Consider the following 11,809-nt stretch of genomic DNA (forward strand, 5'->3'; position numbering starts at 1 on the left):
GGACCCTACGTCATCAAGCCCGGCCGTGCGGTGCTAAGCCCTGGTGAGCCAGGTGACCTGGGTGCCGTTGTCGAAGGACTTGCGCTGGGTGGGGGTGAACAGGGTGGGGCGGAACGTTCCGGAGAACATGGAGATGCCCGTTCCCGCCACCACGGGGTAGCTCTTGAGGATGATCTCGTCGATCTCCGGGAGCAGGGAGGAGGCGAGCTTGCCACCGCCGCAGAGGTAGATGTCCATGCCGGTGTCCTCGGCCTTCAGCCGCCGGACGAGCTCGATCGGGTCGCCCGTCTCCACCCGCACGGTGGGGTCGTCGATCGTCAGCGTGCTGGAGACGACGTACTGGCGCAGGTGGGCGTACGGGCTGGTGGTGGGGACGGTCAGGGCCGGCTCGTAGGTGCCGCGGCCCATCACCAGGGTGTCGAAGACCTTGTTGGGCGCGTCGTCGAGGCCGACCAGCTTGCGGACATGGGTGGGGAGGGTCTCGGGGTAACGGTCGTTGATCCAGGCGACCATCTGGTCCGACACGGGGTAGAAGTCGAACTCGGCGTTGGGGCCCGCGATGTAGCCGTCGAGCGAGACGGCGATGTAGTAGACAAGCTTTCGCATATCGAGCAACTCCCGATGTAGTACTCTGTTTGGAGTGGTTAAAACGTAGTACTACAGGCGGAGTGGTGTCAATGCGGAGAAATCCCGAGCGGCGGCAGACGCTGATCGACGCGGCCATCGAGGTGCTGGCCAAGGAGGGAGCGCGGGGGCTGACCTTCCGGGCCGTCGACGCGGAGGCGGCCGTGCCCCCGGGCACCGCCTCCAACTACTTCGCCAACCGCGACGATCTGTTCACCCAGGTCGGCGGACGTATCTATGAGCGGTTGCTGCCCGACGAGGCCACGATCGCCCGCAGCCGGGAAGGCGTGCAGGACCAAACCCGCTATGCCGAGCTCATGCACGAACTGGTGCATCGGGTCTCCGCCTTCAACTCCGGCTACCTGGCCCTGCTCGAACTCCGGCTTGAGTCCACTCGGCGCCCCGAGCTGCGCGCCGTGCTGACCAAGCGCATCCGCGAGGACATCGACGCCAACATCGGCCACCACACAGCCTCGGGTCTGCCCGGCGACTCGACCTCGGTGATGCTCCTCTACCTCGCTCTGAACTGGCTCATCGTGGAACGGCTGACACTGCCCGACATCTTCACCGAGCAGGAGATCCACGAGCTGGTGGACGCCGCCGTGCAAAGATCGCTGAATATCTGACCCGAGAGTGCTGCTCCCGGGAGGGGACGGTGAACAGGTCGGGGACCGGCCGGCCATCATCGGTCGCCATGGTCCGCTCCGGCGGCGACCAGGGCGCGGGCGTCGTCGGGGCGGTTGGCGAAAACGCCCCGGCGTGGCGTTCGAACGCGCCCGCGGACGCACGCCCTCTGCCCGGCGTCACTCCTCATGATCGATTGTAGGGTGAGGCGTTCGCCCCCATCCCCCTGAACCCCCGGGAAGCGTCCCGTGTTACGTCGTCACCGTTCAGCCCTGCCCGCCCTGCTCGTCACCGGTCTGTACGGCGCCGCGCTGACGGTCGCCGTCGTCGTCGCCCTGACCTCTGGCGACCTCGGCCCGTTGTGGTGGCTGACGCTGTTCGCGACCATGACCGAAGGTGTCGCGGCGACAGGGCAGAACCTGCTCCTCCTGGTCCTGGCCGGGCTGTCCTGGGCATGGGGGATCTGGCAGATCCTGCGCGGGCCACTGGCGGGGCCGCCGCCCCGGCAGGACCGGAACACCCTGCGGTTGCGCGTGGCGCTCTACGTCGCGACGGCTACGACGTGGCTGCTCCACGTCACCGAGTCGTTGATCTGGGCGGATGCGACGGTGATCATCTCTGCGGTGATGTGGGTGGTCGTGCTGCTGTTCATGCGGGTGCTGGGTGGCGACCGGCCGTACATGCGGGGCGCGGGGGTGCTGGGGTACGGCGGTTTCACCGTCATCGGCGTGCTCGACCTCGTCGGCCGGCCCGTCCCGGATGCGGCGGAGTCGATCTGCGGTCTGGCCGGCCTGGTCTGGACGGTGCTGGTCCTACGGGCCCAGAGGGACGACGACCGCTGGGGGACGGCGACCGTCGCATACGGTGTCGCCGCCCTGGTGGTGCCGATCTTTCTGGTGCTGGCGGCATTGCCGTTCCTGGGCGGGGGAGGCGCTGTCGAGGCTCTCGGTGTGGTCTCGAGCGTCCTGATCATGATCTGGCTGGCCCGCTCCGCCCACGACCTCGCCGCCCCGCGCCACCAACCGGCCGCCCAGACCACGTCGGAGGCATGAGCAGTCGCGCTGCCGGCCATCGCCATGGTGATCATTCGTCCGGGCGATTCTGAGCGCGCCGCCCTGAGGTGCTCCAGAGATTCCGGACAGGCCGGCGCTCCGGCCGTCCGAGTGGTCAGTCGACACGACGGAAGGCCGCGCGGTAGTCGCTCGGGCGTCGTCCGGTGTGCTTGGCGAAGAGGGCGGCGAACGTGCCGGGGTCCTTGTATCCGACCGCGGCGGAGATGCCGGCGACGGTTCGGTTCGTGGTCTCAAGGAGGTGGCGGGCGCGACGGACACGCGACGACTGCAGGTACTCCAGCGGGCTCTGGCCGGTCTCGTCCGCGAAGCGCCGCAGCAGCGTCCGAGTGCTGACCTTGAACGTGTCCGACAACGCGGCGAGGTCGTATCGGGCGGCGAGGTGCTGGTCGAGCCGCCGCATGACCTGGTGGGAGAACTCGTTTCCGGGCCGCGGAAGAAATCGTGCGTCGACATATGGAGTCTGGGACGATCGCGCATCGTCGACGAGTGTCACCCGTGCGGTTGTCCGTGCCACGCCGGCACCGCTGTGCCGGCGGATCAGATCCAGCGCGAAGTCGTACATGGCACTGAAGGCCGCCGTGGTCGTCACCCCCGTGTCGGTGACGACCAGACGCTCAGGTCGGACGTCGGCGTCCGGACAGCGTCGAGCCAGTTCGTCCGCGAGGAGCCAGGCCGTCGTGGCGCGGCGTCCGTCGAGGAGTCCGGCCTCGGCGAGCAGGAACGCACCGACACAGATCGAGACGACGGCAGCGCCCGCCGCGGCGTGTGAACGGATCGCCGCGATCTCAGGGACGAGGGGTGCGAGCTTCGCGTCCACGTCGAGGCCCGGCACGAGTTCGAACCCCGGCACGACAAGGACGTCCACCTCGCGCAGCGGTGAGACGTCCAACGCCGCACCACCCGACGCGGCGACACGACGACGAGGCGAAACGATCGACACCTCGTATCCGGAGCCGTCCGGTCCGGCGACGTGCGTGGCCATCGTCAAGAGATCGGGTACGCCGAACACCTCGGACGCGAAGCAGCCTGGATAGGCCAGGACACCAACCCGCAGCGCGCTCACGCTCGCCTCCTCACCGCCGCCTCTGGCGAGATTACCCGCATACATGGCGACCTGGCCTCTCACCTTGTGCCGGGGCATCGGTCCACGCTGTCACCATGAGCGCTGCCAGCGGAGGACTTGACGACATGATCACGGATTTCTCCCGCCGACTCGTGGATGTGGAGGGGGTGGTGAAGACGGTGTACGCCGCGGGTTCCGGGCCGGCCGTCGTGTTGATGCCGGAGATGCCCGGCATCAGTCCTGACGTCCTTCGACTGGCGCGGTGGGTACGGGACGCGGGCTTCACGGTCTATGTCCCCTCACTTTTCGGGATCGACGGTGCCTATCCCACGGCCGAGGGCGGTACGGAGGTTGTCCGCCGCGCGTGTGTCAGTGCCGAGTTCCGCGCGTTCGCCGGGGGCGGCACCAGCCCGGTCACGGCATGGCTACGTGGGCTCGCGCGCCAAGCCCACGGCGAATGCGGCGGCCCGGGAGTCGGCGCGATCGGACTGTGCTTCACCGGCAACTTCGCTCTCACGATGGCACTTGAGCCGGCTGTCATCGCGCCAGTGGTCAACCACCCGTCGCTGCCGCTGGACGACCCTGCCGGACTCGAGATCGGCGACGAGGACGCACGCGCGGTCCGAGAGCGCATCGCACGCGACGGACTGAAGGTTCTCGCCTACCGCTTCGACGACGACCGCTGGTGCACCGGCCAGCGCTTCGCCGCCTACCAGGCGCTCCTCGGCGACGCCTTCGACGGCCGTGTTCTTCCGGGCGGTTCCGCGAACACCAGCCCGCCACCGTTCTTCGACGACGTGGTCGGGACCCCCCACAGCGTTGTCACCGCCCACCTCGTCGACGAGGACGGACATCCCACGCTGAAGGCCAGGGACGAGATCATCGCCTTCCTGGCCGACCGCTTGAGCCCGTTCGAACATTCCGGGACGACATCCGACTGAGCGGCACAACGGTCGCCGGTGCAGTCGGCGATCAGATCCGGGCGTCGTGTCCGGCGCAGACCGTTGAGCAGCCACGCCTATCACCTCTAGAACTGGGAAGGTCCTGGTGGTTACGGGGAGCGCGTTCCTAGGCGCTTACGATTACTGGACGGGGCGCCACTTTGCGGAAAAATCTTGATGAAGTAGCCTGGTCTGCGTGACTGCCGGGTCGGCCTTGGGCCACGAACCAGAGAGCAGCCCGGCTGACGCTTGATCGCCGGGCGGGCCCGCGGCCCGCCGTCTTCTTCTCCATTCAGTACGGCACAGTGGAAACCACCAATGGAGAAGAATGGATTTCAACAAGCAGGTCATCGACGAGTTCCGCGCCAACAACGGCCAGGTCGGTGGCTATTTCGAGGGAGCGCGACTGCTCCTGCTCACCACCACGGGCGCCCGCTCGGGCAAGCCGCACACGACCCCGCTCGGCTACCTGCCCGACGGCGGCGAGCGCATGCTGGTCATCGCCTCGGCCGGGGGAGCGCCGAACAACCCGGCCTGGTACCACAACCTGAAGGCCGACCCGCGCGCCACCGTGGAGACCGGCGTCTTCGTCCTCGATGTCGAGGCGGAGGTCCTGGAGGGCGCCGAGCGTGACGCGGCGTTCGCCCGCGCGGTGGAAGGCGACCCTGGCTGGGCCGACTACCAGGCCAAGACGACGCGTACCATCCCGGTCGTCACACTTCGCGTGATCGGCCCGCCCCGGGTCGGCGCACCGTCGGGCGGTGCGTACCTCAAGCTGGTGCACGACGGCTTCCGCCGTGAACTCGCGCTGATTCGCAAGGAACTGTCCGGTTCGGGACGGCCAGGCCTGGGCGTGCAGCTTCGGATCAACTGCCTGACCGTCTGCCAGGGGCTGCACAATCACCACACGGGCGAGGACACCATGATGTTCCCCGGCCTGGCCGAGCGGCATCCCTCGCTCGCTCCGGCCTTGAAGCGGTTGGCCAGGGAGCACGAGCGCATCGCCGTACTCCTGGAAGAGCTGAAGCAGGCCCTATCCGGTGAGGATCCGCTGAAGGTGCGGGCCGAGATCGAGCGGCTCGTCGACGAGCTCGAGGCGCACCTGACGTATGAGGAGGAGCAGCTGATCCCGATTCTCGATCTTGCTTGAAGTCCGAGGAATGCCGACGAGCAGGGATCGGGGAAACGATCTGCGCTGCCCTCCTGAACGTCCGGCTCAGCCGTACTCGTGAACACCCCACCAGAGGCGGTTGACGAGATCCCGCCCGATCGGGCGGGATCTCGTCGTTCTCCGTGACAGGCCGCGCTGTCGGCGAGCGGTCCTGGCGTGGTGGCCGCCTCGAACCCGGGAAACGGCCGGCCTTCACACGGGAAGCGATCTTCGGCTGTACCTATTCCAGCGGGCCGTCACCTGCCGTGAACACCTCACTCAGGGGTCGTTCCGGAGACGGCCCGGAGGCGGTCGGCGCAGCCGGTGTGCCGGTGCCGGCGCTGTGGTGTTCGGGCAGCCAATCGCGGGCGGCCTTTCGCGGTGCCGGTGTCACCTCGGCCGGCTGCGGGCGGCCGGGGCGGGGCGCTCGGCGTACGGGTGAGTCATCGACGCCCGTAGGTGAGACGCCGCAGCGCGGCCTCGGCCGGGCCCCTTCGCCCGCCGGGCGCCGACAGCGCGGCGAGCACCACGGTGGTCAGCCAGGTCATCACGGCTATGCCGGACGCCGCAGCGTCACCGACATGCGCGCCGAGCCCTCCGGTGTACGGCGCGAACACCGCCACGAAGATCACCGACTGGAGGAGGTAGCAGGTCAGCGACCACTGACCGCACGCGGCGAGAGCTCTGACGACCGGACCGGGATGGCCGCGCCCTATCCTGTCGGCGAGGAGCCCGACGATCGCCGCGTACGCGAGCCCGCCGGCGATGCCCGTCACGCTGTGCAGCGTGTACATCGATATGGCGATCGTGTCCGACGGCATCCAGATCCGGGTGTCGATCAGCATCAACGGCGCTCCGCCGACGACGGCCAGCCCGAGACCCGTGGCGGCGACCCGGGAGAGCAGGTTCCGGTGCGACGCGGGGTCCTCCAGCACGCGGCGCCGGGCCGCCCAGATCCCGAACAGGAAGGCCGGCGCCACGCTGACGGCGAAGTACGTGGGCGTCATTCCGGACCATCCGATGAGCCGCATCACGGTCGCTTCGATCGGGTCCGCCAGGGCGGCGGGCGTGTCGCCCTTCGGCGCGGAGACGGTGAGCAGCCCGAAGCCGACCAGCACCACGACGTGCGACACCAGTCCGACTGCGGCGGCCCGCAGCACGGCCCTGTCCTCGCGCCGGACGAAACCGACGAGCATGAGCCCCACCAGCCCGTACGCCCCGAGGATGTCACCGAAGAACAGCAGCAGCGCGTGGCAGAACCCGAACGCCAGCAGCCACAGGTTCCGGCGGCGCAGCACCTTGCGCACCTGCGGCCAACTCCGGCCCGTGGCGAGCTGCCGGTTGGCGAGCTGCACCAGGCCGTAACCGAACAGGGCGGCGAACATGGGTAGCGCCCGTCCGTCCACCAGCAGGATCTGCACCCCGGCGACCAGCCGGTCCGAAGCGTCGCCGTCGAGTGCGTAGCCGCGGAAGCCCGCCTCGTGGCCTGACAGGTACATGTGCGCGTGGGCCAAGGCGATGAGCAGCAGCATCAGCCCGCGCGCGAGATCGGGCGCGAGCGCGCGCTGGACGAATGGACGGCATCGCCCGGCGCGCGGCCACGCCCCGCACCACCCTCTACCGTCGCTGGTCGGATCCGATCGAGGTACTCCTCGACGCGCTCTACCACCAGCACCCGGTCGAGGAGCCGACCCCGGGGGCCGACGACCTGCGCGGCGACCTGATCCGCGCCCTGCGTCTCATGGTCGAGTGGGCACTCAGCCCGGCGGGTCGCGCCGTCGCGGCCATCCTCACCGACCCGAGGAGCGCCGCGCTGATGTCCGAGGCCCTGTTCGAACGGGTCTTCGCCAACCGGGGCGGCACGTTCACCCGCACCGTGCTGCAGCACTACGCCGACCGGGGCCGCTTCCCGGCCGAACTGCTCACTCCGGTCGTGGCCGACATCGGCGAGGCCCTCGTCACCAAGCACCTGATCGACGGCGGAGCACCGCCCACCGACGAGGAGCTGGCAGCGATCGTCGACCAGGCGATCCTGCCCGCGATCGGGCTCGGCCCGCGAGCACCGCGAGCGTGAACTCGGAGAACGGCGCTCTCCCGCTTAGGATCGGGCCATGGCCTTGACCGCGGACGACGTCGACCGGTTCGAGGCATCCAGGCCGCGCCTGGAGGCCATCGCCTACCGCCTCCTCGGCTCCGCCGGGGAGGCCGAGGACGCCGTGCAGGAGACGTTCCTGCGCTGGCAGGCCGCCGACGCCGACCGCATCGAGGTCCTTGAGGCCTGGCTGACGAAGGTTCTCACCAACCTGTGCCTCAACCAGCTAACCTCCGCGCGGGCGCGCCGCGAGACCTACGTGGGGCAATGGCTTCCCGAGCCGCTGCTCGCCGGGGATCCGATGCTCGGCCCGGCTGAGACCGCCGAGCAGCGCGAATCGGTCTCGTACGCGGTCCTCACCCTCATGGAGCGCCTCTACCCCAACGAGCGGGCGGTTTACGTACTGCGGGAGGCCTTCGGCCACTCGCACCGGGAGATCGCCGAGATCCTCGACATCACCGAGGCCGCCAGCCAGCAGATCTTCCACCGCGCCAAGAAGCACGTCGCGGAGGGCAAGGCCCGAACCGGGATCGACGAGGCCGCCGCCCGGCGGATCGCCGAGGAGTTCCTGGCGGCCGCCACCAGTGGCCAGACCGAGCCGCTCGTGCGCCTGCTCACCAAGGACGCCGTCGCGATCGGCGACGGCGGCGGGAAGGTCCCGGCCCGCGCCAAGGCGTTCGAGGGCGCCGTCGCGGTCGCGAAGTTCCTGTGGGGCCTGTTCAAACCCGGCAAGGCCAAGCGCGCCATGGTCGGCGGCACGGCCGAGGTCTACGCCTGGACCGCCAACGGCGACCCCGCCGTTGTGGCCGTCGTGGACGGCCGGATCATCGGCGTCATGTGCCTGGAGGTCACCGCCGAGGGCATCTCCGCGTTCCGCAACCAGGTCAACCCCGACAAGCTCGAACGCGCGACCGCGCACTGGGCGGCCGCCGACCACGGGGAACCCCTGTTCAACGCCTTCTGAGTGCGATGTGAGGTGCTTCACATCGCGTTCCTGTCAGGAAACGGCGGGCCGTCCGGTTCAAGGGGCAAAGCCTCGCAAGATGGGAGCAAGGGAATGCAGCACCGCATCATCGTCCTCGGAGCTGGATACGCCGGAGCCATCGCCGCCGGCCGCCTCGCCAGGCGGCTCCGCCGCGAGGAGGTCGTCATCACCCTCGTCAACGCCGAGCCGGACTTCGTCGAACGCGTCCGCATGCACCAACTGGCGGCCGGTCAGGACCTCAAGTCCCGGCCGTTCAGCGAGATGTTCGCGGGCACCGGTGTCGAACTGAGGCTCGCGGAGGTCACCGGCGTCGACGTCGACGGCAAGACCGTCGCCGTCGTCGACGCGAACGGCACCGAAGAACTCGCCTACGACACGCTCGTCTACGCCCTCGGCAGCGGCTGGAACGCCCAAGGAGTCCCCGGGAGTGCCGAGCACGCCTATCAGATCGCCGGCCGCCCCGGAGCACTCCGGCTGCGCGAGCGCCTGGCCCGCCTCGACGCCGGGCAGACCGTGCTCGTCGTCGGCGGCGGTCTCACCGGCCTGGAGGCCGCGACCGAGATCGCCGAGGCCCGCCCGGACCTCGACGTCGCCCTCGCCGCCCGCGGCGACCTCGGGGACCGGCTCTCGCCCAGGGGGCGTGAACACCTGCGGAAGGTCTTCGACAAGCTCGGGATCACCGTGCACGAGCACACCGCCGTCACCGGCGTGGAAGCCGAGCGTGTCACCACCGCCGACGGCAAGACCATTCCGGCCGCGGTCACCGTGTGGACCACCGGCTTCGCGGTCCACCCGATCGCGAAGGTGACCGCTCTGGAGGTCACCGGCAGCGGGCAGATCGTGGTCGACGAGACCATGCGCTCGGTCTCGCACCCGGATGTGTACGCCATCGGCGACGCGGCCATGGTGATGGGCCCCGGGAACAAGCCGCTACGGATGTCGTGCGCCTCGGGAGGTCCGACCGCCTGGCAGGCCGCCGGCGCGATCGCGGCGCGCCTGACCGGCGGGAGGCTCCCGAACGTGCCGATCCGCTATCTCAACCAGTGCATCTCACTGGGCCGCCAGGAGGGCTTGATCCAGTACGTCACCGCCGACGACCGCGCGGTGCGGGCGGTCCTGACCGGACGGCTCGCCGCCGTCTACAAGGAACTGGTCTGCAAGGGCGCCGCCTGGAGCGTCGCCAACCCGACGTTCGGGCTGCCGGCTCGGCGCCGCCGCGTCACGCGGGAGTGGGCCGCGGCGGGCTCGGCCGTCAAGACGCCGGCGTAGAGCACGAAGCGAAGAAGACGGCGAGCACTCCAACGACCTCGCCCCCGCACAACTCGGGGAAGCGATCTCCCTGATTCCCCCCGCACCCCAGGCCGGCCCTGCTCGTGAACACCTCACCAGGGATCGTTCTTGAGTTGGCTCAAGGATGGTTGACGAGATCCCGTCCGATCGCTTGATCAGGCGAGATCTCGTCTCCACTTGCCGTAAAGGAGTAGGTGTTCGTTCTCATGACCGCATCCGATCGCATGGCCGTTCCGACGTGCCCAGGGTTCACACCATCTGCGAGGATTTTCGTCGGCCGCCTGTTCTGATGTGCCTTCAGGAAGTCGGCGGACCGGCCGCCAGTCTCCGGACGGTCTCCATGTCGTCGAAGCGGATGGTCCGCTCGCCGATGATCTGGTACTTCTCCGCGCCCTTGCCTGCGATCAGCACGATGTCGCCGGGCTCGGCCACGGTCAGCGCCCACTCAATCGCCGCTCCGCGGTCGGTGATCCGCTCATACTGGGTGCCGGTCGCGGCGACCGCGGTGATGATCTGATCCATGATGGTCTCGGGATCCTCGCTACGAGGGTTGTCGTTGGTGACCACAACCACATCGGAGTGCTTTCCGGCGATCTTCCCCATGGGGGCGCGCTTGGTTCTGTCGCGATCTCCGCCGCAACCGAAGACCGTGATGACACGGCGGCCGGCGAATTCACGGATGGTCGCCAGCACCTTCTGCAGCGCGTCGGGGGAATGGGCGTAGTCCACGACCACGGACACGTTTTCAGAGGTTTGGAAGGTCTCGAATCGGCCAGGAATCGGCGGCAGCGACGCCAGAGCGTCGACGACGATGTCGTGGTCATGGCCCAGCAGGTGACAGACCGCTACCGTGGCGAGGGCGTTGGCCACCGCGAACCGGCCCGGGACGGGCATCTGCGCGTGCCTCTGGCGCTCGCCGTGGTGCAGCACGAACCGGGTACCGGTGGATTCCACGACCAGGTTGGTGGCCCGGAAGTCCGCTGTGGCGCTGTCGATGCCGAATGTCGTCACCGCCCCGGGCATCAACGCGGCGATGTCCGTGCTGACCGGGTCGTCGGCGTTCACCACCGCCCGGCGGCACATCGAAAACAGTCGCAGCTTGGCCGCCTTGTACTGCTCCATGCTGCCGTGGTCGTCCAGGTGATCAGGTGTCAGGTTGGTGAACACGCCCACATCGATGTCGGCATGGTCGACGCGATGCAGCATCAGCGCCATCGAGGACGCCTCCATGATCACCGTGTCCGCGCCCTGGTCTCGCATGCACCGCAGGACGCGGTGTAGATCCACCGACTCCGGAGTGGTGGGGGTCGTTCGCTCCATCCTGATCGGCTCATGGCCGACGCGATACCCATCGGTCCCGATGACCCCTGCCCGCGCTCTCAGCCCGGTGCGCAGCACCGCCTCCATCATGTAGGAGACCGACGTCTTGCCGTTGGTGCCGGTGACGGCCACGACGTCCATCTCGCGTGCGGGCTCCCCGAAGTATCTGGAGGCCACCACCGGGGCCGCCGTGCGAGTGTCCGCCACCTGCACTACACACACCTGTGGCGGCAGGCCATCGTCGATCGGGCGATCGATCAGCACCGCCGTGGCGCCGCGTTCGACGGCGTCGCGCACGAACCGGTGTCCGTCCGTACGGGCGCCTTGCAGAGCGATGTACATGGACCCCGGGGTCATCCGCCGCGAGTCATACGCGACACCGGTCTTGACGTCGGCCAGTTCCGGATCACCCTGCAGCACATGGTGGTCGTATCCGGCGAGAAGGTCACTCAGCTTCATCGCTGTCGCGCTCCTTTTCATGCCAGCCTGCAGGACACGAACGGCGGAGGTACGGGTAACACGCCGATGCCGGGTCGACGGCTTCAGCCGGTGAACTCTGGCGGAGTTGGTCGCTGAGGCCGCGATGACCCTCCGGGGGTTTTACGATCGCTCATCACCGGCCCGTTACAAAGAACCCGGTCCTTCAA

General features: G+C 68.8%; 11 protein-coding genes. 7 read left to right on the plus strand and 4 right to left on the minus strand.

All coding sequences use genetic code 11. The annotated features are described in order from the left end of the window. Nucleotides 1–33: 33 nt before the first annotated feature. Nucleotides 34–606 (minus strand): dihydrofolate reductase family protein, encoded by a 573-nt coding sequence (locus tag ACFQVD_RS37330; protein WP_343976726.1) that lies wholly within the window; start codon nt 604–606, stop codon nt 34–36. A gap of 71 nt (nt 607–677) precedes the next feature. On the opposite strand from ACFQVD_RS37330, the gene ACFQVD_RS37335 reads away from it, so the two are divergent. Together ACFQVD_RS37335 and ACFQVD_RS37340 are read left to right on the plus strand one after the other, a co-directional pair. Further along, entirely contained in the window at nt 678–1,250 is a 573-nt protein-coding gene (locus ACFQVD_RS37335) for a TetR/AcrR family transcriptional regulator (RefSeq protein ID WP_343976723.1), read from the plus strand. Between the two features lie 246 nt (nt 1,251–1,496). Beyond that, a complete protein-coding gene (locus tag ACFQVD_RS37340) occupies nt 1,497–2,300 on the plus strand; it encodes a hypothetical protein (protein ID WP_343976720.1) in 804 nt (267 codons plus the stop codon). Between the two features lie 115 nt (nt 2,301–2,415). Here ACFQVD_RS37340 and ACFQVD_RS37345 read toward each other — a convergent pair whose 3' ends face one another. Then, nucleotides 2,416–3,384, minus strand: coding sequence for a GlxA family transcriptional regulator (locus ACFQVD_RS37345; RefSeq protein ID WP_343976717.1), 969 nt, complete (start codon nt 3,382–3,384; stop codon nt 2,416–2,418). A 95-nt stretch (nt 3,385–3,479) separates the two neighbouring features. Between ACFQVD_RS37345 and ACFQVD_RS37350 the strand changes: the two genes are divergently transcribed. Beyond that, nucleotides 3,480–4,325: a dienelactone hydrolase family protein gene (locus tag ACFQVD_RS37350; RefSeq protein WP_343976714.1), complete on the plus strand. Its 846-nt coding sequence runs from the start codon at nt 3,480–3,482 to the stop codon at nt 4,323–4,325. A gap of 328 nt (nt 4,326–4,653) precedes the next feature. Next, entirely contained in the window at nt 4,654–5,475 is an 822-nt protein-coding gene (locus tag ACFQVD_RS37355; RefSeq protein WP_343976712.1) for a nitroreductase/quinone reductase family protein, read from the plus strand. A 443-nt stretch (nt 5,476–5,918) separates the two neighbouring features. Here ACFQVD_RS37355 and ACFQVD_RS37360 read toward each other — a convergent pair whose 3' ends face one another. Further along, nucleotides 5,919–7,007, minus strand: a complete 1,089-nt coding sequence (locus ACFQVD_RS37360; protein ID WP_343976709.1) for a DUF418 domain-containing protein — start codon at nt 7,005–7,007, stop codon at nt 5,919–5,921. Between the two features lie 41 nt (nt 7,008–7,048). Between ACFQVD_RS37360 and ACFQVD_RS37365 the strand changes: the two genes are divergently transcribed. The 3 genes from ACFQVD_RS37365 (at nt 7,049) to ACFQVD_RS37375 (ending at nt 9,821) form a co-directional block, all read left to right on the plus strand. After that, nucleotides 7,049–7,549, plus strand: a complete 501-nt coding sequence (locus tag ACFQVD_RS37365; RefSeq protein WP_343976706.1) for a TetR-like C-terminal domain-containing protein — start codon at nt 7,049–7,051, stop codon at nt 7,547–7,549. A gap of 37 nt (nt 7,550–7,586) precedes the next feature. Beyond that, a complete protein-coding gene (sigJ, locus tag ACFQVD_RS37370; protein ID WP_343976703.1) occupies nt 7,587–8,531 on the plus strand; it encodes an RNA polymerase sigma factor SigJ in 945 nt (314 codons plus the stop codon). A gap of 93 nt (nt 8,532–8,624) precedes the next feature. Continuing rightward, on the plus strand, nt 8,625–9,821 hold the full coding sequence (locus ACFQVD_RS37375; protein WP_343976700.1) for an NAD(P)/FAD-dependent oxidoreductase: 1,197 nt from the start codon (nt 8,625–8,627) through the stop codon (nt 9,819–9,821). Between the two features lie 318 nt (nt 9,822–10,139). Here ACFQVD_RS37375 and ACFQVD_RS37380 read toward each other — a convergent pair whose 3' ends face one another. After that, nucleotides 10,140–11,621, minus strand: a complete 1,482-nt coding sequence (locus ACFQVD_RS37380; protein ID WP_343976697.1) for a UDP-N-acetylmuramoyl-L-alanyl-D-glutamate--2,6-diaminopimelate ligase — start codon at nt 11,619–11,621, stop codon at nt 10,140–10,142. Nucleotides 11,622–11,809: the final 188 nt, after the last annotated feature.

Origin of the sequence: Streptosporangium amethystogenes subsp. fukuiense (genome assembly GCF_042665875.1) — a bacterium.
Taxonomy (GTDB): Bacteria; Actinomycetota; Actinomycetes; order Streptosporangiales; family Streptosporangiaceae; genus Streptosporangium; species Streptosporangium fukuiense.